Origin of the sequence: Mycobacterium sp. E2497, assembly GCF_001668695.1 — a bacterium.
Taxonomy (GTDB): Bacteria; Actinomycetota; Actinomycetes; order Mycobacteriales; family Mycobacteriaceae; genus Mycobacterium.
This window is the reverse complement of the sequence record NZ_LZKD01000301.1, coordinates 1-20,753: the sequence shown is the minus strand read 5'-3', so window position 1 is coordinate 20,753 and position 20,753 is coordinate 1. Positions and strand designations below refer to the sequence as shown.

General features: G+C 69.2%; 22 protein-coding genes and 1 pseudogene. 19 read left to right on the top strand and 4 right to left on the bottom strand.

Features of this window, described 5'->3' with window-relative positions:
- Positions 1 to 165 precede the first annotated feature (165 nt).
- From A5713_RS27035 to A5713_RS27015, 5 genes are all read left to right on the top strand, one after another.
- The gene (locus tag A5713_RS27035; RefSeq protein ID WP_067921056.1) at positions 166 to 579 is read left to right on the top strand and encodes a ChaB family protein; all 414 of its coding nucleotides are present in this window, start codon (positions 166 to 168) and stop codon (positions 577 to 579) included.
- Positions 580 to 667: 88 nt separating this feature from the next.
- Positions 668 to 997 (top strand): DUF2795 domain-containing protein, encoded by a 330-nt coding sequence (locus A5713_RS27030; protein ID WP_068099261.1) that lies wholly within the window; start codon positions 668 to 670, stop codon positions 995 to 997.
- Between the two features lie 193 nt (positions 998 to 1,190).
- Positions 1,191 to 1,610, top strand: a complete 420-nt coding sequence (locus tag A5713_RS29810; RefSeq protein ID WP_068099260.1) for a hypothetical protein — start codon at positions 1,191 to 1,193, stop codon at positions 1,608 to 1,610.
- A 580-nt stretch (positions 1,611 to 2,190) separates the two neighbouring features.
- Complete coding sequence (locus A5713_RS27020) at positions 2,191 to 2,754, top strand: MPT63 family protein (protein ID WP_068099259.1); 564 nt, start codon at positions 2,191 to 2,193, stop codon at positions 2,752 to 2,754.
- 100 nt (positions 2,755 to 2,854) lie between these two features.
- Positions 2,855 to 3,790, top strand: coding sequence for a lysophospholipid acyltransferase family protein (locus A5713_RS27015; RefSeq protein ID WP_068099258.1), 936 nt, complete (start codon positions 2,855 to 2,857; stop codon positions 3,788 to 3,790).
- 8 nt (positions 3,791 to 3,798) lie between these two features.
- On the opposite strand, the gene A5713_RS27010 is transcribed toward A5713_RS27015, so the two are convergent.
- The gene (locus A5713_RS27010; RefSeq protein ID WP_068099257.1) at positions 3,799 to 4,542 is read right to left on the bottom strand and encodes a winged helix family transcriptional regulator; all 744 of its coding nucleotides are present in this window, start codon (positions 4,540 to 4,542) and stop codon (positions 3,799 to 3,801) included.
- 225 nt (positions 4,543 to 4,767) lie between these two features.
- On the bottom strand, positions 4,768 to 5,004 hold the full coding sequence (locus A5713_RS27005) for a CsbD family protein (protein ID WP_067921042.1): 237 nt from the start codon (positions 5,002 to 5,004) through the stop codon (positions 4,768 to 4,770).
- A gap of 349 nt (positions 5,005 to 5,353) precedes the next feature.
- On the opposite strand from A5713_RS27005, the gene pyrH reads away from it, so the two are divergent.
- The 4 genes from pyrH (at position 5,354) to rlmN (ending at position 8,853) form a co-directional block, all read left to right on the top strand.
- Complete coding sequence (gene pyrH, locus A5713_RS27000; protein ID WP_082973179.1) at positions 5,354 to 6,157, top strand: UMP kinase; 804 nt, start codon at positions 5,354 to 5,356, stop codon at positions 6,155 to 6,157.
- A 67-nt stretch (positions 6,158 to 6,224) separates the two neighbouring features.
- On the top strand, positions 6,225 to 6,782 hold the full coding sequence (frr, locus tag A5713_RS26995) for a ribosome recycling factor (protein ID WP_067921038.1): 558 nt from the start codon (positions 6,225 to 6,227) through the stop codon (positions 6,780 to 6,782).
- A gap of 131 nt (positions 6,783 to 6,913) precedes the next feature.
- A complete protein-coding gene (locus tag A5713_RS26990; protein WP_369804538.1) occupies positions 6,914 to 7,735 on the top strand; it encodes a phosphatidate cytidylyltransferase in 822 nt (273 codons plus the stop codon).
- Positions 7,736 to 7,758: 23 nt separating this feature from the next.
- Complete coding sequence (gene rlmN / locus A5713_RS26985; protein WP_068099255.1) at positions 7,759 to 8,853, top strand: 23S rRNA (adenine(2503)-C(2))-methyltransferase RlmN; 1,095 nt, start codon at positions 7,759 to 7,761, stop codon at positions 8,851 to 8,853.
- 62 nt (positions 8,854 to 8,915) lie between these two features.
- Here the strand turns inward: rlmN and A5713_RS26980 are convergent, their stop codons facing one another.
- Positions 8,916 to 9,170: a DUF2631 domain-containing protein gene (locus A5713_RS26980; RefSeq protein WP_067921031.1), complete on the bottom strand. Its 255-nt coding sequence runs from the start codon at positions 9,168 to 9,170 to the stop codon at positions 8,916 to 8,918.
- 78 nt (positions 9,171 to 9,248) lie between these two features.
- Here A5713_RS26980 and dxr point away from each other — a divergent pair, with 78 nt between their 5' ends.
- The 10 genes from dxr to A5713_RS26930 all read left to right on the top strand — a co-directional run bounded on the left by dxr (position 9,249) and on the right by A5713_RS26930 (position 20,557).
- Complete coding sequence (dxr, locus tag A5713_RS26975; protein WP_068099254.1) at positions 9,249 to 10,454, top strand: 1-deoxy-D-xylulose-5-phosphate reductoisomerase; 1,206 nt, start codon at positions 9,249 to 9,251, stop codon at positions 10,452 to 10,454.
- Between the two features lie 19 nt (positions 10,455 to 10,473).
- Complete coding sequence (locus A5713_RS26970) at positions 10,474 to 11,688, top strand: RIP metalloprotease (RefSeq protein WP_067921028.1); 1,215 nt, start codon at positions 10,474 to 10,476, stop codon at positions 11,686 to 11,688.
- A gap of 17 nt (positions 11,689 to 11,705) precedes the next feature.
- Positions 11,706 to 12,884 carry a flavodoxin-dependent (E)-4-hydroxy-3-methylbut-2-enyl-diphosphate synthase gene (gene ispG, locus A5713_RS26965; protein ID WP_068099253.1) on the top strand — a complete coding sequence of 393 codons (1,179 nt, stop codon included), beginning with the start codon at positions 11,706 to 11,708 and terminating at the stop codon, positions 12,882 to 12,884.
- A 57-nt stretch (positions 12,885 to 12,941) separates the two neighbouring features.
- Positions 12,942 to 13,796 carry a GNAT family N-acetyltransferase gene (locus A5713_RS26960; protein WP_067921024.1) on the top strand — a complete coding sequence of 285 codons (855 nt, stop codon included), beginning with the start codon at positions 12,942 to 12,944 and terminating at the stop codon, positions 13,794 to 13,796.
- Positions 13,797 to 14,004: 208 nt separating this feature from the next.
- On the top strand, positions 14,005 to 15,819 hold the full coding sequence (locus tag A5713_RS26955) for a penicillin-binding transpeptidase domain-containing protein (RefSeq protein ID WP_068099252.1): 1,815 nt from the start codon (positions 14,005 to 14,007) through the stop codon (positions 15,817 to 15,819).
- Positions 15,820 to 15,975: 156 nt separating this feature from the next.
- Positions 15,976 to 16,584, top strand: coding sequence for a DUF1707 domain-containing protein (locus tag A5713_RS26950; protein WP_067921020.1), 609 nt, complete (start codon positions 15,976 to 15,978; stop codon positions 16,582 to 16,584).
- Between the two features lie 10 nt (positions 16,585 to 16,594).
- Positions 16,595 to 17,452, top strand: coding sequence for a type I methionyl aminopeptidase (map, locus tag A5713_RS26945; RefSeq protein WP_068099262.1), 858 nt, complete (start codon positions 16,595 to 16,597; stop codon positions 17,450 to 17,452).
- Positions 17,453 to 17,466: 14 nt separating this feature from the next.
- Positions 17,467 to 18,978: a cobyric acid synthase gene (locus A5713_RS26940; RefSeq protein WP_068099251.1), complete on the top strand. Its 1,512-nt coding sequence runs from the start codon at positions 17,467 to 17,469 to the stop codon at positions 18,976 to 18,978.
- A 120-nt stretch (positions 18,979 to 19,098) separates the two neighbouring features.
- Positions 19,099 to 19,659 (top strand): alpha/beta hydrolase, encoded by a 561-nt coding sequence (locus A5713_RS26935; protein WP_197509161.1) that lies wholly within the window; start codon positions 19,099 to 19,101, stop codon positions 19,657 to 19,659.
- Positions 19,660 to 19,828: 169 nt separating this feature from the next.
- Positions 19,829 to 20,557, top strand: coding sequence for a gamma-glutamyl-gamma-aminobutyrate hydrolase family protein (locus A5713_RS26930; RefSeq protein ID WP_231980720.1), 729 nt, complete (start codon positions 19,829 to 19,831; stop codon positions 20,555 to 20,557).
- 7 nt (positions 20,558 to 20,564) lie between these two features.
- Here the strand turns inward: A5713_RS26930 and A5713_RS28870 are convergent.
- Positions 20,565 to 20,753: pseudogene (locus A5713_RS28870) on the bottom strand (hypothetical protein); the annotation flags it as partial.

Here is a 20,753-nt window from a genome sequence, read left to right as displayed (position 1 = left end):
CAGGTAACCGAGCGGGGCGTCTTCGGCGAGGGCCATGTCAACGATATTGACATATTTCGGCCGTCTGGACGTCGATTCGCGGCGCGAAGTTGGGATTGCCGGCCGGTCAAGGGGGTACCCGAGCAGCGGCGGCACCCGCTCGCACGCGCTTATCAGGAGGTTTTCATGCCGAAGACGGCGAAAGGCGGCAAGCCGAAGAAGGACGAACTGCCGAGCACCTTGCAGCGTTCCGGCGCCAAAGCGCAACGCACATTTGCGAAGACGCACGATGCGGCCGCCGAGGAATACGGCAGCGAAGAGCGCGCCCACCGGGTGGCGTACTCCGCCCTCAAGCACAGTTTCGAAAAGGTCGGCGACCATTGGGAGGCCAAGGACGCGAAGGGGCCGTCCGACGAGCGCGCCACCAGCGGCGGCCCGCGAGCCTCCGGGGCGACCGCCGAGGGCGTGGACGCCAACGCGAGCAAGAAACACCTGCTCGACGTGGCCCGGCGACTCGACGTCCGGGGCCGCTCGACGATGAGCAAGCCGGAGTTGGTCGACGCGATCGTCAAACACAACCGGCGGGTCCGCGGCCGTTGAGAAACGCGCCCGGCGGCCGCGCCGATGTGACCGAGACAGCACCCCCCGGCGCCGTTTAGACACGTGGCCACCGGGCATCCCGCCAGCCATGGTTGCGTCCACCACCCCTAGTCAGCTGCGCCAATGCCTCAACGATGTGGACTTTCCGGCGAACAAGCAGGACCTGCTCGAGGCCGCCGGTCGCAATGGCTGCAACGAGAACACGATCCGCGCCCTGCGGGGCATTCCGCCCGAGACCTACAACAACGCCGCCCAGGTCGCCGCGTCGGTCACCATCGCCGACGAACACGACGTCCGGGACGGCGACCAGGCCGCGGCGCGCCGCTCCCACACCAAACCCGGGCTCGCCGAGAACGGCAAGGACATCCCCGTCCAGAGCCCGATCGTCGAGGAGCTGGGCGAGAACCGGGGTTCCTGACTCCGGCGCGTCACGCGCTGACGGCCGAGCCGTCGAACCACCAGTGCCAGCGGGCATTTCGACCCGAGTTCGGCCCATCGATGCCGTGAGTGACCTTCGGCCCGGTCCGAGGGGCCCTAGACCCTAGCCGCCGATGGTGCGTGGTGCTCGAATTCCCTGAAGGGGTCGGGTTTCGCGATGGAGGGCAGGGGTCATGAAGGTCATGGTTGCGGCGACTTTGGCCGGGCTCGCGGTCGGCGCGACAGCGGCGGCCCTGGCCGTGGGCACCCTGGTGACGACGGCACTCGATCGACCCGACGACGCCGACGGCCGTGCGGCGACGGCCGATACCGAATTCTTGTGCGTTGACAGGCCAATCTCCTTGCCGGACAATCCCTTAGCCCCCGCCGACAACGTCCCGACGGCCGGATGCCAGGGCGGATGGTCGCCGTGGGGCGGCGGCACCTACTGCGATGGCAACCCGTATCCCGACGGCAGCTACGACCACTGCGTCAGCGTCTCCGTGTTGGGGTGGGGCGGCACCCAGTGCTACCGCGTCTGCCCGCCGGATCCCGCCAACCCGGCGGTCCCGCTCGGCTGGACGCCCGGCATGGTGTGCCCGTTCCGCCCGTAACCGCGGCGCCGGAGGGGCTCACAGAACCGGCCGCGGCAAAACCCATGTGCTTTCTCTTTCGTGTTCGAAGGTCCGTCATGCATTGCTGCGAGCAAACGGTTCTAGGATTCGTGCGGCGGCGGCCCGGCAGTCGGGATGTCGGCGTCGTCGTCGGCAGGCGGCTCGGGGTCACGCCATTCCTCGGCGCGACTGGACCGATTTCCGCGCAGCGTGCCGTCCAGCTTGTGTTCGAGTTCGTCATCCTCGCGCGGACTGTGCTTGGAGCTTCCGCGTTCCGTCGACGTTGCGTACCGGTCTGGCTGGTCTGGCTCCGACTACCCCCAGAACGGGCGCTAATCGCGCTGCCGGGGCCCACCGTGGGGTCCGCATATCACTGATACGGCGTGAATGGCGATACAGATGTTAAGAGCTGATGCGAAAGATGCTGTCCAGCAAAAAAATCCATTTCGGCAGGCAAGCGGCACCTATTCCGGAATTTAGGCACGCGAACACGTTTAGAGCGGATGACAAATGGCTATGGCCCGCTTATGTGCGTATTGCCCTTTCGGGGGGCGATTGTTCGACACGAAAGGAATGGACAATGAAGGTCACCAAGACGGCCGTGAAGACAGCCGCCGCTGCCGGGGGGATAGCGGCGGCGGGCATTTTCGCCGCGGTGCCGGCTTCGGCCGCGCCGCCGCCCAACATTCAGGGTTTCGGCACCAGCGAAAAACTCGTCGACGGGCCGCTGATCACGGACTACACGGTCAGCAACCTGCAGCCGAGCAACGCAGCGATTCCGGGCTACACGCCCAAGGGGACGCTCTACCAGGCGGACATCACCGCCCGGTCGGACGGTGGAGTCGTGACCCCGATGGTCAACGACTTCATCGCCCGCGGTCCCAATGGTCAGAACTACCGGGTGATCGACAAGGTTGGGGTCCCGAACGGCCTTAACCCGGCGCCGATCCCGCAGGGCAACGAGTCGACCGGAACGCTGTACTTCGACGTGACGGGCGCGCCGCCGAACGGCGTCGTCTACAACGACGGAATGCAAGACATTCTGATCTGGACCTCGAACGTGCAGGGTGGCGCGGCACCTGGCGCCCCGAACGCCAGCCCGGCACCGGGCGCTCCGCCCAGCCCGGCCCCGGCCCACACGTAGTCCGGCTTGCGGAAATCTCCCCGCGTCGCGTGCGACGCGGGGAGTTCCGTTTTTCTGGCGGCGGTGCATCGTGCGCGCATGAATCGGGTACCCGGCACCCATGAGTAACCCGGATCACAGGCCAGCCGAAATACGCGACCAGGCGCAGGTCCATGCCGAGCAGGCGCGGGCGACGATGGAGGAGCGGCGCAGCGACCAGGGCGGCGGATTGAGCGGTTGGGTCGCCGAGCGCGCCGGCAGGTGGGATCTCAGCGGGCAGGACGAGACCACCCTGCAACGCCAGAAGTACCTCTGGAATGTCTTGGTGGACTACTGGTTTCGCATGGAGATCGACGGCTGGGAGAACGTTCCGGCGCCGCCGGCACTGCTGGTCGGCATCCACTCCGGCGCTCCGTTCGTCTGGGATGCCTGGACCGTCGGTCTGCAGTGGTGGCGTCGTTTCGGTCAGGAACGCCCGCTACACGGCACGGCGCATGACGCGTTGATGGCGATTCCGGTGATCGGACGGTACTTCCGGTCCATGGGGGTGCTTCCGGCCGCGCCGGACGCCATCGCCACCGCCCTGGCCGAGGGGCGTGATGTTGCGCTGTGGCCCGGCGGCGAAGTGGACTCGCTGCGCCCGTGGATCGAGCGCGACCAAGCCAACCTGGCGGGCCGAAAAGGGTTCGTGAAGATGGCGATTCGGGCGGGCGTTCCCGTCGTGCCGATCGCCACGGTGGGCGGCGCCGACGCGATGCCCGTGCTGATCCGCGGTGACAAGCTGTCGAAGGCCTTGCAGCTCGACCGCCTGCTGCGCCTCAAAGTGTTCCCCTTGGCGATCTCACTGCCGTGGGGGATCGCGCCCGCGGCGCTGCCGCAGCTTCCGCTGCCGGCCAAGATCAGGACTCGGTTCATGCCGGCCGTGGAACTCGACCACGATCCCGCACGCGCGGAGGACGAAGCCTACGTCGACCGCAAGTACCGTGAGATCCAGGACTCCATCCAGCAGGGCATGGACGCGCTCGCCCGCAAGCGCGCCTTCCCGCTATTCGGCTGACGAAAGAATCAGTGCGGCAAGGTGTTCGAGGCGGAGGTCGCCGTCGCCCACATCACCGTCGGTTCGCTGACAATCCATTCCGGATGCGGTGGGGTCGCCGCCATGTAGCCCACGCCTCGGACGGTGTCGATCATCGACTGGTGCCGAGGACCGAGCTTGGCGCGCAGTCGGCGGACGTGGACGTCGACCGAGCGGACGCGGCCGTTGCTGTCGTAGCCCCACGCCTCGTGCATCAGGCGGGTCCGCGTGAAAGGCCGACCGGCGTGCTGTACAAGGAAACTCAGCAGTTTGAACTCGGTCAGCGTCAAACCCAGGTCTCTGCCCTCCAGTGACCCGGTGAAGCCGGTCGGGTGCAAAAGCAGGGCGCCGAATCTCAGGCTGCCGTCGATTGCGTTGCGCCGCTGCGTAATCGCGCGCCGCAGCCGTTCCTGCAGCTCGTTGGCGTCGGCGCCGGACGGCATGACGTCGTCAACGACCCCGTCACCGTCCCAGTCGCCGTCGACCGTCACTGCGCCGGTCCGCTCCACCAGGGCCACCACCGCGGTGGCGGGGGCCTCGGTGGTCAGCCGACGGCACGCCTCCCGGGCGGCCGCGAGGTCGCCACGCGCGTCGACAATTGCGACGTCGCCGGGATCGGCCGGCGCATCGCGGTCACCGGTCAGTGGCGCGCGTCTCTTGATTCGCGCGAACGACGGCAGGGGCGGCAGCGCCCCGTCGAAGTCGTCCGCGTCGGTCAGCAATAGAACGTCCAACCAACATCTCCCGAACTTCGCGTGGGTGTTCCCCCCGCCGTAGGCATCCCGCAGAGAGATGTCTGCCAGCGCAGCGCTGATTACCCGCTCGTCGCGAAATTAAGCAGAATGTCTCGAGGAGATTGCCGACCGCGCCGGCCTGGCTAACTCGGCGCGCCCCTCGTCGCCGGAAAAAGTCGATGGGTCCGGTCCGTTTGCACAGACCGGACCCATCCTTCCAGCAAGCTACTGATTGGCCTTCTGGCGCTGCTCAGCGGCCTCGGCGCCGCCGCGCGCCGCCTCGGCCTCGGCTTCCTTCTTCGCCGCGTCTCGCTGTGCTTCCGCCTTGTCCTGCTGGGCCTGGCCCTCGCGGGTCAGGTCGTCACGGCCGATCACCGCACCAGCGGCTTCCTTGGCCTTGCCCTTGACGTCTTCGACGACGCCCTTGACAGCTTCAGCAGGTCCCGAGTTGTTGTCCGCCATGGATCAGTTCCTCCTCATAGGCGTACCTTGAGCGATCGCTCAATGCCGATCGCCGAGGCGACCGGTCCGGTCAACGGCGGGTTGGCCCTTATTCTCAAGACCGTGAATTCCCACCGCGTTGGTGCGGATTCCCCCTGTCGGCCATCGCTCAAACATTCGCCGGCCGAGGGCGGCGGGGTGGGCCGACGGCCGGCCGGACCTGGGTCGATCTGCTCGAAAAGCCGTCCGCATCGCCAACTCTGCGCATAATGCACCCCACCGGCGCCCCGTTGTGCTGCGATGAGGCAGGATGTGAAATGCCGTTCCGGATGTGCTCACCCCGGGATGGCACTCTCATGCGAGGAGCCTGATGACGGAGTCCAGCGAGCCCCCAGCCGCCGGCGCGGCGGCTCCGAAGGAAAACATGGCACCGGAGAACGGATCGGCCGCCGGGCAACCGCGAACCCGGCCCAAGTACTCCCGGGTGTTGCTCAAGCTTGGCGGCGAGATGTTCGGCGGTGGCCAGGTCGGTCTGGACCCCGATGTCGTGGCGCGGGTGGCCCGCCAGATAGCCGAGGTGGTTCGCGACGGCGTCCAGGTCGCCGTCGTGATCGGTGGCGGCAACTTCTTCCGCGGCGCGCAGCTGCAGCAGCGCGGCATGGAACGCACCCGTTCGGACTATATGGGCATGCTCGGCACGGTCATGAACAGCCTTGCGCTGCAGGACTTCCTGGAGAAGGAAGGCATCGTGACCCGGGTGCAGACCGCGATCACCATGGGCCAGGTCGCCGAGCCGTACCTGCCGCTGCGTGCCGTACGGCACCTGGAGAAGGGGCGGGTGGTGATTTTCGGGGCCGGCATGGGGCTGCCGTACTTCTCCACCGACACCACGGCCGCGCAGCGGGCGCTGGAGATCGGCGCGGAGGTGGTCTTGATGGCCAAGGCGGTCGACGGGGTGTTTTCCGCGGATCCCCGGCAGAACCCGCACGCCGAGCTCATCGCCGCGATCAGCCACCGCGAGGTCATCGACCGAGGCCTGCGAGTGGCCGATGCCACCGCGTTCAGCCTCTGCATGGACAATGGCATGCCGATCCTGGTGTTCAACCTGCTGACCAATGGCAATATCGCCCGCGCGGTCGCCGGTGAGAAAATCGGGACACTGGTCACCACCTGAGGGGAAGAGCGAAGATGATCCGCGCTGGCGACGACGCACAACGCAGTGATGAACAGGAGCGGGCGCAATGATTGACGAGGCTCTCTTCGACGCCGAAGAGAAGATGGAGAAGGCCGTAGCGGTGGCCCGTGACGACTTGTCAACCATTCGGACCGGCCGCGCCAACCCCGGCATGTTCTCCCGGATCGTCATCGACTACTACGGCGCCACCACCCCGATCACGCAGCTGGCCAGCATCAACGTGCCGGAGGCGCGGCTCGTCGTGATCAAGCCCTACGAGGCCAGTCAGCTCGGCGCGATCGAAACGGCGATCCGCAACTCCGACCTGGGCGTCAACCCCACCAACGACGGCACCCTCATCCGGGTGGCGGTGCCACAACTCACCGAGGAGCGACGGCGGGAGCTGGTCAAACAGGCCAAGGGCAAGGGGGAAGACGCCAAGGTGTCGGTGCGCAACATCCGCCGCAAGGCGATGGAGGAGTTGCATCGCATCCGCAAGGACGGCGAGGCCGGCGAGGACGAGGTCGGCCGGGCGGAGAAAGACCTGGACAAGTCCACCCACCAGTACATCACCCAGATCGAAGACCTGGTCAAGCACAAAGAAGGCGAGCTGCTGGAGGTCTAGCGGCCGCCCAGCAGCTGAGTTCACCCAGGTCCGTGGCTAATACCGGCGCAGCCAGCCCGCCCGACGAGCCGCCGCGTGAGGCCACCAAGGCCACGCAGGCGGCCAAGAAGACGTCCCGTGCGGGACGTGACCTGCGCGCCGCCATCGCGGTGGGCGCGGGGATCGGCGGCGTGTTGATCGTGACGCTGGTGTACGCGCCGCGCTACTGGGTTCCCATCGTCGCGCTCGCGATCTTCGTCGCCACCATTGAGGTGGCGCGGCGGCTGGGCGAGGCCGGGTACGTCATCCCGCTCATCCCGTTGCTGATCGGCGGCCAGGTCACCGTCTGGCTGACGTGGCCCTATCATGCCGCCGGCGCCCTGGCCGGGTTCGGCGCCACCGTGGTGGTCTGCAACGTGTGGCGGCTGTTCATGCAGGACAACAGCAAGCGGCCCGAGCCGTTCGCCGGTTCGCCTTCGGCGAATTACCTGCGCGACGCGTCGGCGACCGTGTTCCTGGCCGCGTGGGTACCGCTGTTCGCCTCGTTCGGCGCCATGCTGGTCTACCCGCAGGACGGCGCGGGCCGGGTGTTTTGCCTGATGGTCACCGTCGTCGCCTCCGATGTGGGCGGCTATGCCGTGGGCGTCCTGCTTGGCAAGCACCCGATGGTTCCCGCGATCAGCCCGAAGAAGTCCTGGGAGGGTTTCGCCGGCTCGCTCTTCTTCGGGATCACCGCGGCGATCCTGACGGCCACCTTCCTGGCCGGCAAACCGCCCTGGATCGGCGCGCTGCTGGGCGTCGTCCTGGTGCTCACCTGCACGCTCGGCGACCTGGTCGAATCCCAGATCAAGCGCGACCTGGGCATCAAGGACATGGGCCGCCTGCTGCCCGGCCACGGGGGTCTGATGGACCGGCTCGACGGCGTGCTGCCGTCGGCGGTCGCGGCGTGGACGGTGCTGACGCTCGTTCACTGAGAAGGGCCGATACTGGACTGGTCATGGTCCAACAACTGGTTTTCACCGAACCCCGCCCCGCCAGGCCGCCGCGGCACCTGGCCGACTTGGACGCGGAAGGCCGCGCGTCGGCCGTCGCTGAGCTGGGCCTGCCGGCGTTCCGCGCCAAGCAGCTCGCGCATCAGTACTACGGCCGCCTGATCGCCGACCCGCGCGAGATGACCGACCTCCCGGCCGCCGTGCGGGACCGGGTCGCCGAAGCGATGTTCCCGCGCCTGCTCACCTCGGCCGCCGAAGTCACCTGTGACGCCGGGCAGACCCGAAAGACGTTGTGGCGCGGCACCGATGGGACGACGTTCGAGTCGGTGCTGATGCGCTACCCGCAGCGCAACACCGTGTGCATCTCGTCGCAGGCCGGCTGTGGCATGGCCTGCCCGTTCTGCGCGACGGGGCAGGGCGGACTGACCCGTAACCTGTCGACCGCGGAGATCCTCGAACAAGTGCGTTCGGCCGCGGTCGCCCTGCGGGATGACTTCGGCGATCGGCTGTCCAACATCGTGTTCATGGGCATGGGGGAGCCGCTGGCCAACTACGCCAGGGTGGTGGCCGCGGTGCGTCGCATCACCGAGCCGCCGCCGCACGGCTTCGGCATCTCCGCGCGCTCGGTCACCGTGTCGACCGTCGGGCTGGCTCCGGCCATCCGCAAACTGGCCGACGAGCGGCTCGGGGTGACGCTGGCGCTGTCGCTGCACGCGCCGGACGACGAACTGCGCGACACGCTGGTGCCGGTCAACAACCGGTGGAAGATCGCCGAGGCGCTCGACGCCGCCCGCTACTACGCCGACGTCACCGGTCGCCGGGTGTCGGTGGAGTACGCGCTGATCCGCGACGTCAACGACCAGCCGTGGCGGGCCGATCTGCTCGGCAAGCGCCTGCACCGGGCGCTCGGCCCGCTCGTGCACGTCAACCTGATCCCGCTGAACCCGACCCCGGGCAGTGAGTGGGACGCCAGCCCCAAGCCGGTAGAGCGAGAGTTCGTCCGGCGGGTCCGGGCGCAAGGGGTTTCGTGCACCGTCCGGGACACGCGCGGGCGGGAGATCAGCGCCGCGTGCGGACAGCTGGCCGCTGACGGCGGGTAGCTGGAGCGCAGGCGATCAGGCAGGGGCGTGCGGACAGCTGGCCGCCGACGGCGGCGTAGCGCCTACCTGATCCAGCCGCGCCGGCGGCCCCACAGGTCGCGGACCAGAGCGGCGAGCACCAGCGCGGCGAACCCGATGAGGAACCAGTTCTCGACGTGGCCGACGTGGTTGCCGCGCAGCATCGCCAGCAGGAATCCGAAGATCACCAGACCGGTGATGTGCCAGGTGCGGTGATTGATCCTGCTCCAACCCCACGCAGCCGACGGCACCTCGACGGTGTCGACGCCGGTGAACTGTTCCACCTCGGTACTGGCCACGGTGAATCCCTTTCGTGATCGGCTGGTAGGAGAGATTCTGGCACACCCGCCGCGGGACCGAGCGGGCACAATGAGTGAGTGACTAACGCGACATCCGACGGCCGCCTGCGGGTGCTGGTGCTGGGCAGCACCGGTTCCATCGGCACCCAGGCGCTGGAGGTGATAGCGGCCCACCCGGACCGTTTCGAGGTGGTCGGCCTGGCCGCGGGGGGTGCGAACCTGGACACGCTGCTACACCAGCGCGCCGACACCGGGGTCACCAACATCGCCGTCGCAGACGAACGCGCGGCGCAGATCGCCGACGTCCCGTACCGCGGTCCCGACGCGGTGACCCGCCTGGTTGAGGACACCGAGGCCGACGTCGTGCTCAACGCGCTGGTGGGCGCGCTGGGCCTGCGCCCGACGCTGGCCGCGCTGGAATCGGGCGCCCGGCTGGCGCTGGCCAACAAGGAGTCGCTGGTCGCCGGTGGTCCGCTGGTGTTGCGCGCGGCGCGCCCGGGCCAGATCGTGCCCGTCGACTCCGAACACTCCGCGCTGGCCCAGTGCCTGCGCGGCGGTGCCCCCGAGGAAGTGGCCAAGCTGGTGCTGACCGCCTCCGGCGGCCCGTTTCGCCGCTGGACCGCCGCGCAGCTCGAGAGTGTCACCCCGGAGCAGGCCGGCGCCCACCCGACCTGGTCGATGGGGCCGATGAACACGCTGAACTCGGCCTCGCTGGTCAACAAGGGGCTCGAACTGATCGAAACGCACCTGCTGTTCGGCATCGCGTATGACCGCATCGAGGTCGTCGTGCACCCGCAGTCGATTGTTCACTCGATGGTCACGTTCGTGGACGGCTCGACCATCGCCCAGGCCAGCCCGCCGGACATGAAGCTGCCCATCTCGCTGGCCCTGGGTTGGCCGAACCGAGTTCCCGGGGTGGCCGCGTCCTGCGACTTCAGCACGGCGTCCAGCTGGGAATTCGAACCGCTGGACAGTGAGGTTTTCCCCGCCGTCGAGCTGGCCCGGTATGCCGGCCAGACCGGCGGCTGTATGACCGCCGTGTACAACGCGGCCAACGAAGAAGCGGCCGCGGCGTTCCTTGAGGGCCGGGTGGGATTCCCCGTCATCGTGAAAACCATCGCCGAGGTGCTGCACGCCGCAGACCAATGGGCGCTTTCACCCGCTAACGTGGATGAGGTACTGGACGCGCAGCGCTGGGCTAGGGAGAAGGCCAGACGCCGAATCGATCGAGTCGCGCACGCACGGCCCACCGAGGCTTCCGTCAACGCCTCCGGAATGGTGTGAGAAAGGTCCCGCAGCGGAGATGATGTTCGTTATCGGCATTGTGCTGTTCGCCCTCGCCATCCTGGTGTCGGTGGCCCTGCACGAGTGCGGTCACATGTGGGTCGCCCGTGCCACCGGCATGAAGGTGCGCCGCTATTTCGTCGGGTTCGGGCCCACGCTGTGGTCGACGCGCCGCGGCGAGACCGAGTACGGCCTCAAGGCCGTGCCGCTGGGCGGCTTCTGCGACATCGCCGGGATGACCTCGGTCGAGGAGCTGGCTCCCGACGAAACCGACCGGGCGATGTACAAGCAGGACGTGTGGAAGCGCGTCGCGGTGCTGTTCGCCGGTCCGGCCATGAACTTCGTCATCTGCCTGGTGCTGATCTATGGCATCGCATTGGTCTGGGGCCTGCCCAACCTGCACCCGCCGACCAAGGCTGTGATTGGCGAAACCGCTTGTGTCGCACCGGAAGTCGCCCCGGGGAAGATCGCGGACTGCGCCGGTCCCGGTCCCGCGGCGCTGGCCGGAATCCGCGCCGGCGACGTCGTGGTCAAGGTCGGCGACACCCCCGTGTCCACGTTCGAGGACATGGCCGCCGCGGTCCGCAAGCTGCACGGCACCGTTCCGATCGTCGTCGAGCGTGGGGGCAAGACGATCACCACCTACGTCGACGTCACGCCCACCCAGCGTTTCCTGACCAACGGGCAGGGCGGTCAGGCGGCGCCCTCGACCGTCGGCGCCATCGGCGTCGCCGCCGTCAAGCTGGCGCCCGCGCACTACGGCGTGCTCTCCGCGGTGCCGGCCACGTTCGCGTTCACCGCCGACCTCACCCGCGAGGTGGGCAAGGCGCTGGTCACCATCCCGACCAAGGTGGGAGCGCTGGTGCACGCCATCGGCGGTGGGCAGCGCGATCCGCAGACCCCGATGAGCGTGGTCGGCGCCAGCATCATCGGCGGCGACACCGTCGACCACGGGCTGTGGGTCGCGTTCTGGTTCTTCCTGGCCCAGCTGAACCTCATCCTGGGCGCGATCAACCTGGTCCCGCTGCTGCCCTTCGACGGCGGCCACATCGCCATCGCGGTGTTCGAGAAGATCCGCAACCTGATCCGGTCGGCGCGCGGCATGGTCGCGGCCGCGCCGGTGAATTACCTCAAGCTGATGCCCGCCACCTACGTCGTGCTGGTGTTCGTGGTCGGTTACATGCTGCTGACCGTGACCGCTGATCTGGTCAATCCGATCAGGCTCTTCCAGTAAGTGAGAGAAGGCAGAAAGTGACCATTGGCCTGGGCATGCCTGACGCTCCGGCGCCCACGCTCGCCCCCCGGCGCAAGACGCGCCAACTCATGGTCCGCGACGTCGGGGTGGGCAGCAACTATCCGATTTCCGTGCAGTCGATGTGCACCACCAAAACCCACGACGTCAACGCGACGCTGCAGCAGATCGCGGAGCTGACCGCCGCCGGCTGCGACATCGTGCGGGTGGCCTGCCCGCGCCAGGAGGACGCCGACGCGCTGGCCGCGATCGCCAAGAAGAGCCAGATCCCGGTGATCGCCGACATCCACTTCCAGCCGAAGTACATCTTCGCCGCCATCGACGCGGGGTGTGCGGCGGTGCGGGTGAACCCCGGCAACATCAAGGAATTCGACGGCCGGGTCGGCGAGGTCGCCAAGGCCGCCGCGGCGGCAGGCATCCCGATCCGCATCGGCGTCAACGCGGGCTCGCTGGACAAGCGCTTCATGGAGAAGTACGGCAAGGCCACCCCCGAGGCGCTGGTGGAGTCCGCGCTGTGGGAGGCCTCGCTGTTCGAGGAGCACGGCTTCGGCGACATCAAGATCAGCGTCAAGCACAACGACCCCGTCGTGATGGTCGCCGCCTACGAGCAGCTGGCCGCCCAGTGCGACTACCCGCTGCACCTCGGCGTCACCGAGGCCGGCCCGGCCTTCCAGGGCACCATCAAGTCCGCGGTCGCGTTCGGCGCCCTGCTGTCGCGCGGCATCGGCGACACCATCCGGGTGTCGCTGTCCGCGCCGCCGGTGGAAGAGGTCAAGGTCGGCATCCAGATCCTCGAGTCGCTGAACCTGCGTCCGCGCGGGCTGGAGATCGTCTCCTGCCCGTCGTGCGGTCGCGCGCAGGTCGACGTCTACACCCTGGCCAACGAGGTCACCGCCGGCCTGGACGGGCTCGACGTGCCGCTGCGGGTCGCGGTGATGGGGTGCGTGGTGAACGGCCCGGGCGAGGCGCGCGAGGCCGACCTGGGCGTGGCATCGGGAAATGGCAAGGGGCAGATCTTCGTTCGCGGCGAAGTGATCAAGACGGTGCCGGAATCCCAGATCGTCGAGACGCTGATCGAGGAGGCCCAGCGATTGGCGGCCGCAATGGCCACCGAGACGGGCGCCGATCACGGTCCTGACACAACATCCAGCGGTTCGCCGATCGTGACCGTAAGCTGATGGGGGCCGGATTCCTCGTGCCGGTCCTTTAGTTCGCAGCACAGAGAGTTCCGCCAGATGTCGGCTCCGCCCCTGTTCCGCCTTGTCGGTGAGCGACGGGTGTCCGTGGTGCGCGACGCCGCCGCCGTCTGGCGGGTGTTCGACGAGGATCCGGTCGGGTCGTGCATGGTCGCGTCCCGGGTGGCCGACCACGGCATCGACCCGAACTCCATCGGCGGCGAACTGTGGACCCTGCGTGGCGCGGAGGAATCGCTGTGCTTCGCCGGCGCCAACCTGATCCCGCTTCGCGGCACACCCGCGGACATGGACGCCTTCGCCGACGAGGCGATGAGCGGAACGCGCCGCTGTTCCTCGCTGGTCGGCAGGGCGGACCTGGTGATGCGGATGTGGGAGCGGCTCGAGTCGGCGTGGGGCCCGGCCCGCGACGTGCGCGACAGCCAGCCGCTGCTGGCGCTGTCCAGGCATCCCGACTGCGACATCGACCCCGGCGTGCGCCAGGTCCGGCCGGACGAGCTGGACGCCTATCTGGTGGCCGCGGTGGACATGTTCATCGGCGAGGTGGGCGTCGACCCCCGCATCGGTGACGGCGGTCGCGGGTACCGGCGGCGGGTGGCGAGCCTGATCGCGGCCGGCCGCGCCTGGGCCCGCTTCGAGCACGGCCAGGTCGTCTTCAAGGCCGAGGTGGGTTCGCAGTCGCCGGGCGTCGGCCAGATCCAAGGGGTCTGGGTGCACCCGGAGTGGCGGGGCCTGGGCCTGGGCACCGCAGGCACCGCGACGGTGGCCGCCGTGGTCGTCGGCAGCGGGCGTACCGCCAGCCTGTACGTGAACAGCTTCAACACGGTCGCGCGCGCGGCCTACGCTCGTGTCGGCTTCGCCGAGGTGGGCACCTTCGCGACGGTCTTGCTGGACTAACGCGCAAGCCATCGGGCTCAGGGATCGACCCCGCGCACCGAGATCGACGCCAGCGCGAGAAATGCCGAGTAGACGTCACGCTGACGTCGATCTCGACGCAAAGCAGAAGCTCGACCGCCGGGATTGGCCGCGTGTCCGCGTTACGTCACGATCGCGTCTCGGTGTGTCGACACCGAGCCAACAGCCGGCCTTCATAACATCTGTACCAATGGTCACAAAAACCCCACTGGTCATCGCGACGGCCGGATTGCTCCTCGCGGCCGCCGCCCTGTCCGGGTGCACGCCGCGGCCCGACGGCCCGGGGCCGGCGGCCGAGAAGTTCTTCAGTGCTCTGGCCATCGGCGACACCGCCACGGCCGCGCAACTCAGCGACAACCCCAACGAGGCCCGCGAGGCGCTCAACGCGGCGTGGGCGGGCCTGCAGGCCAGTCACCTCGACACGCAGATCCTCAACGCCAAGTACGCCGAGGACACCGGAACGATCGGCTACCGCTTCACCTGGCGCCTGCCCAAGAACCGCACCTGGACCTACGACGGCCAGCTGAAGATGGCGCGCGACGAGGGGCGCTGGGAGGTCCGTTGGACCACCACCGACCTGCACCCCAAACTGGGCGAGCACCAGACATTCGCGCTGCGGGCCGACGCCCCGCGGCGCGCTTCGGTCAACGAGCTCGGGGGCAGCGACGTGCTGGTGCCCGGCTACCTGTACCACTACACGTTGGACGCCACCCAGGCCGGATCCGGGGCCGCCCTGATCGGGACGGCGCACGCGATCGTCGACGTCCTGCGTCCCTTCAACGGCGCGCTGAACGACCCGCAGTTGCTCGCCGAGCAGGCCAGCTCCGCGACGCAACAGGTGGACCTGGTGACGCTGCACCCAGACGACAACGACAAGGTCTTCCCGGCGATCGGCCGGCTGCCCGGTGTCGTGGTCACGCCCCAGCCCGAGATGTTGCCCCCCGACCCGCATTTCGCGTCGGCCGTCATGTCCGAGGTGAAGAAGGCCGTGGTCGACCAGCTCGACGGCGAGGCGGGCTGGCGGGTGGTCAGCGTCAACCAGAACGGTGTCGAGGTCGAAGTCCTGCACGAGGTGCCGGGATCGCCGGCGCCGTCGATCTCGATCACGCTCGACCGGGTGGTGCAGAACGCCGCCCAGCGCGCGGTGGACACCCGCGGCGGCAAGGCGATGATGGTCGTGATCAAGCCGTCGACGGGGGAGATCCTGGCGATCGCCCAGAACGGGGGCGCCGACGCCGACGGCCTGGTGGCCACCACCGGCCTGTTCCCGCCAGGGTCGACGTTCAAGATGGTGACCGCGGGCGCGGCCGTCGACCGCGACATGGCCACCCCCAACACGATGCTGGGCTGCCCGGGCCATCTGGACATCGGGCACCGCACCATCCCCAACTACGGGGGTTTCGACCTCGGCGTGGTGCCGATGTCGCGGGCGTTCGCCAGTTCCTGCAACACCACCTTCGCCGAGCTGAGCAGCCGGATGCCGCCCCGGGGCCTGACGCAGGCCGCCAGCCGGTACGGGATCGGGTTGGACTATCAGGTGGACGGCATCACCACGGTGACCGGGTCGGTGCCGCCGACGGTGGACCTCGCCGAGCGCACCGAGGACGGCTTCGGCCAGGGCAAGGTGCTGGCCAGTCCGTTCGGCATGGCCCTGGTGGCGGCGACCGTTGCCGCCGGCAAGACCCCGACGCCGCAGCTCATCGCGGGGCGGCCCACCGCGGTTCAGGGCGACACCACGCCGATCAGCCCCAAGATGGTCGACGCGCTGCGGCCCATGATGCGGCTGGTGGTGACCAATGGGACCGCCAAGGAGATCGCCGGCTGCGGCGCGGTCTACGGGAAGACGGGTGAGGCCGAGTTTCCGGGCGGATCGCATTCCTGGTTCGCCGGATACCGCGGGGACCTGGCGTTCGCGTCGCTGATCGTCGGGGGCGGCAGCTCGGAATACGCGGTTCGGATGACCAAGGTGATGTTCGAGTCGCTGCCGCCGGACTTCCTGGCCTGACGCCGCTCGCAAGCGCGGCGTCTGCGCCGGGCGCAGCGGGGCGGCGCCATCTGGCCTGACGCCGCTCGCAAGCGCGGCGTCTGCGCCGGGCGCAGCGGGGCGGCGCCATCTGGCCTGACGCGGTCCCCGGGGCCGCTTCGGCGGTAAATTGCGAGCATGACGGATACCGGCGGCGACATGGTCGCGTTGCGGGTCTCGGACGCCGACCGCAACGGCACGATGCGGCGGCTGCACAACGCCGTCGCGCTGGGCCTGATCGATATCGACGAGTTCGAGCAGCGCTCGTCGCAGGTGTCCTACGCGCGCACCCGGGGAGAGCTCGACGGGCTGGTCGGCGACCTGCCCGGTCCCGGCGCCATCGTCACGTCCGCGGCCGACCGGGTCGAGTTGCGCGGCTGGGCCGGCTCACTCAAACGGCACGGGGAGTGGACGGTGCCGACCCGCCTGGCGCTGGTCCGGCGGCTGGGATCGATCGAACTCGACCTCACCAGGGCCCGGTTTGCCGGCCCGGTGGTGGTCATCGAACTCGACATGCGATTCGGCTCGGTGGAGATCCGGCTGCCCGACGGCGCCAGCGCGTCGATCGACGACGTCCAGGTCTACGTGGGCAGCGCCCGCGACCGCCGCAAGGACGCGCCGGGCGAAGGGCGACCGCACGTCGTGCTGACGGGGCGGGTGGTGTGCGGCTCGGTGACCATCCGGGGACCGCGTCGCTCGTTGCTGCGCGGCCGCTTCGGCCGAGCCGGCGTCGCGCGGCGTGATTAAGCTGGTCGGCATGCCCGCCCGCACCGCGCTTTCCCCCGGAGAGTTGTCCCCGACTCTGCCGGTGCCCAGCCGCATCCCCCGTCCGGAATACGCCTGGAAGGCAGGCGTGCGCGAGGGCAGCGAGCCGTGGGTGCAGACCCCCGAGGTGATCGAGAAGATGCGGGTCGCCGGCCGGATCGCGGCCGGCGCGCTGCAGGAGGCCGGCAAAGCGGTGGCGCCCGGGGTGACGACCGACGAACTGGACCGGATCGCCCACGAGTACATGATCGACCACGGCGCCTACCCGTCCACCCTGGGCTACAAGGGCTTTCCGAAGTCGTGCTGCACGTCGCTCAACGAGGTGATCTGCCACGGGATCCCCGACTCGACGGTGATCGAGGACGGCGACATCGTCAACATCGACGTGACCGCCTACATCGACGGGGTGCACGGCGACACCAACGCGACCTTCCTCGCCGGCAACGTCGCCGAGGAACACCGGCTGCTGGTCGAGCGGACCCGGGAGGCGACGATGCGCGCGATCAACGCCGTCAAGCCGGGGCGGGCGCTGTCGGTCGTCGGCCGCGTCATCGAGGCCTACGCGAATCGGTTCGGCTACAACGTCGTTCGCGACTTCACCGGTCACGGCATCGGGACCACCTTCCACAACGGCCTGGTCGTGCTGCACTACGACCAGCCCTCGGTCACGACGGTCATGCAGCCGGGCATGACGTTCACCATCGAACCGATGATCAACCTCGGCGGCCTGGACTACCAGATCTGGGACGACGGCTGGACGGTGGTCACCAAGGACCGCAAGTGGACGGCGCAGTTCGAGCACACCCTGCTGGTGACCGACACCGGCGTCGAAATCCTCACCTCGATATAAGCGGCCGTGGACCCTTGAGCGGGGCGCTGCTGGTCGCCGGCACCAGCTCCGACGCCGGGAAATCGGTGGTGGTCGCGGGCTTGTGCCGGCTGTTGGCCCGCCGCGGCGTTCGGGTGGCGCCGTTCAAGGCGCAGAACATGTCCAACAATTCCGTGGTCACCGTCGAGGGCGGCGAGATCGGCCGGGCCCAGGCGCTGCAGGCGCGGGCCGCGGGGCTGGAGCCCAGCGTGCGGTTCAACCCGATCCTGGTCAAACCGGGCAGCGACCGGACGTCGCAGCTGGTGATCCGGGGAAGGGTCGCGGATTCGGTTACCGCGGCAAGCTATGTGAAGCATCGCGACCGCCTCGCGCGGATCGTCGCAGACGAATTGTCCAGCCTGCGCGAAGAATTCGACGCGGTCATCTGTGAGGGCGCCGGCTCGCCGGCCGAAATCAACCTGCGGGCAACTGATTTGGCCAACATGGGCCTGGCCAGGGCGGCGAACCTGCCGGTGATCCTGGTCGGTGACATCGACCGCGGCGGGCTGCTCGCGCACCTGTTCGGGACGGTCGCGGTCCTCGAGCCCGGCGACCAGGAGCTGATCGCAGGCTTCGTCGTCAATAAATTCCGCGGGGATCCCGCGCTGCTGGAGCCCGGGCTGCGCCAGCTGCAGGAAATAACCGGCCGCCCGACCTACGGGGTGCTGCCCTACGCCGACGAGCTCTGGCTGGACGCCGAGGACTCGCTGTCGGTGGTGGCGCACCGCGTCGTCGGCACCCCGGCGCCGCCGCACGGACGCGAGTGGCTGCGGGTGGCCGCGATCCGGCTGCCGCGGATCTCCAACTCGACCGACGTCGAGGCGCTGGCCTGCGAACCCGGCGTCCTGGTGCGCTGGAGCACCGACCCGGCCGACCTGGCCGACACCGACCTGATCGTGATCCCCGGGAGCAAGTCCACCGTCGCCGACCTAGCCTGGCTGCGCGACCGCGGCCTGGCCGACGCGATCACCGGGCACGCCGCAACCGGCAAGCCGGTGCTGGGCATCTGCGGGGGCTTCCAAATGCTGTGCCGGCGTATCGACGACACCGTGGAATCGCGGGCGGGCGAGGTCGCCGGGCTGGGGCTGTTGGACGCCGACATCGCCTTCGGCGAGGCCAAGATTCTGCGCCGGTGGCCGCCGCCCCTCGCCGGCTACGAGATCCATCATGGCCGGGTGACGCGGTCCGCCGAACAGAGCTGGTTCGGCGCGGACGGCGGGCGCGACGGCGAGCCGTGCGGCTTCGTGCGGGGGGCGGTCTTCGGGACCCACTGGCACGGCCTGCTCGACAACGACGACTTCCGCCGCGGGTGGCTCACCCGCGTCGCGGCCGCGGCCGGCCGCGACGGGTTCGTCGTCGCCCACACCGACGTCGCCGCGCGACGCGACGCCCAGGTGGACACCGTCTCCGATTTGCTGGCCGCCCATCTCGATATCGACGCGGTTCTCGGCCTGCTCGACGGTCCGCCGCCGCGCCGACCGCATATCGCAACTCAATTGCGGCCGTAGGGCATTCACGGGTATGTGCGGGCACGGGAACCGAATTTGCGGCGACGCAGAACCCGTTGGGCGCGCATGGAATTCGACAAATCCTCGCGCGCGCAGGCCGATCGGTTGTAGCGTGCGTAGATGCCCTCCATGATGACCACGCTCGACGGGTTCCCCGTCCCGGTCGCGGTGGCTGGTCCCGAGCAGGGCGTCGTGGTGGTCATCCTGGGGGACGAGGAACGCGCACCCGCCGCGTACGACGCGGTATGCGAGCGTCTGCACACGGCATCGCTTCGCACGGTCGTCATCGGTCTCGACCCGCGGCTGACCCCGAAGTCGGTGGTCGGCATTCTCGACGCGCTGGGGATCGGGTGGGCCGTGGTGGTGGGCGACCGCGCCGGCGGCGACCTGGCCTGGGAGTTGGCGGCTACGAAGCTGGGCCGGTTCGTCGGCCTGGTGGTGATCGACCGCGGGCACCCGCGGGCGGCCGATCGCGACGGGGTCGTGCGCGACGATCACTGCCCGCCCGTGGAGATCGGCACCACGGTGCTGTTCAGCTCCCCGGCCGCGCGGGCGGTGGCGCGCGCCAGCCAGCAGTACGTCTACGCCGAATACCGCGTGGTGCATCTGGGCAGGCGCACGGTGCAGGAGTCGACCGCACAGTTGGCCGCCGAGATCGTGCTGCGCACCAGCACCTGGTGATCCCCGGCTTGGTGCACGGAACCCCCACTGGCGCAAGCGGATTACCGGTGCTCGCGTGCGTCGTCCGCCGCGATCGGCGGTGATGACCCCCGGGCGGTAACGTGTCGGGCGGGGCGCGGGAATTGACGGCGGTCATCGATCGGCGGTCATCGATCGGAAGGGATGCGCGATGGTGCACGCCTCTCGGCGCCCGGTGGTGGGCCTGACCTCGTACCTGGAGCGGGTGCAGACCGGGATCTGGGACATGCCCGCGGGCTACCTGCCGGCCGATTACTTCCAGGGGATCGTCCTGGCCGGCGGGGCCGCGGTGTTGCTACCACCGCAACCGGCGGAACCGGAGACGGTGGGCGCGGTCCTCGACAGCCTGCACGCGCTGGTGATCACCGGCGGCTACGATCTGGACCCCGCCGCCTATGGCCAGCAACCGCATGCGGCCACCGATGAGCCGCGCGCCGCCCGCGACGCCTGGGAGCTCGCGCTGCTGCGCGGCGCGCTGGATCGGGGCCTGCCGGTGCTGGGCATCTGCCGCGGCGCGCAGGTGCTCAACGTCGCTCTCGGCGGCACCCTGCACCAGCACCTGCCCGACGTGATCGGTCACGACGGGCATCGGGCGGGCCAAGGGGTGTTCACCCGGTTGCCGGTGCGCACCGCCGCGGGCAGCCGGCTGGCGGCGCTGGTGGGCGAGTCCACCGATGCGGCCTGCTACCACCATCAGGCGATCGACGAAGTCGGTGCGGGCCTGGTGGTCAGCGCCTGGGATCCCGACGGCGTGGTGGAGGCGCTGGAGTTGCCCGGCGACGGGTTTGTGCTTGCGGTGCAATGGCATCCGGAACAGTCCCTGGACGACTTGCGCCTCTTCGCCGCCGTGGTGGACGCCGCGCGATCGTACGCGGGCTGACCCGGCGCTAGGCGACCGTGCCGCGGTAGACGGCCATCGGCGTGGCGGCCGCCGCCCAGGCCCGGGGCACCGACAGCGCCCCGACCGACGCCCCGCCGCCGGCGCGCACGGTGGTGGCGGGGCGGCGGCCACGACGCCGGTCAGGCAGCAGGCACCGCAGTGCCGCCGCCTTGTTGAGTGAATTCAGGTTGGCGAT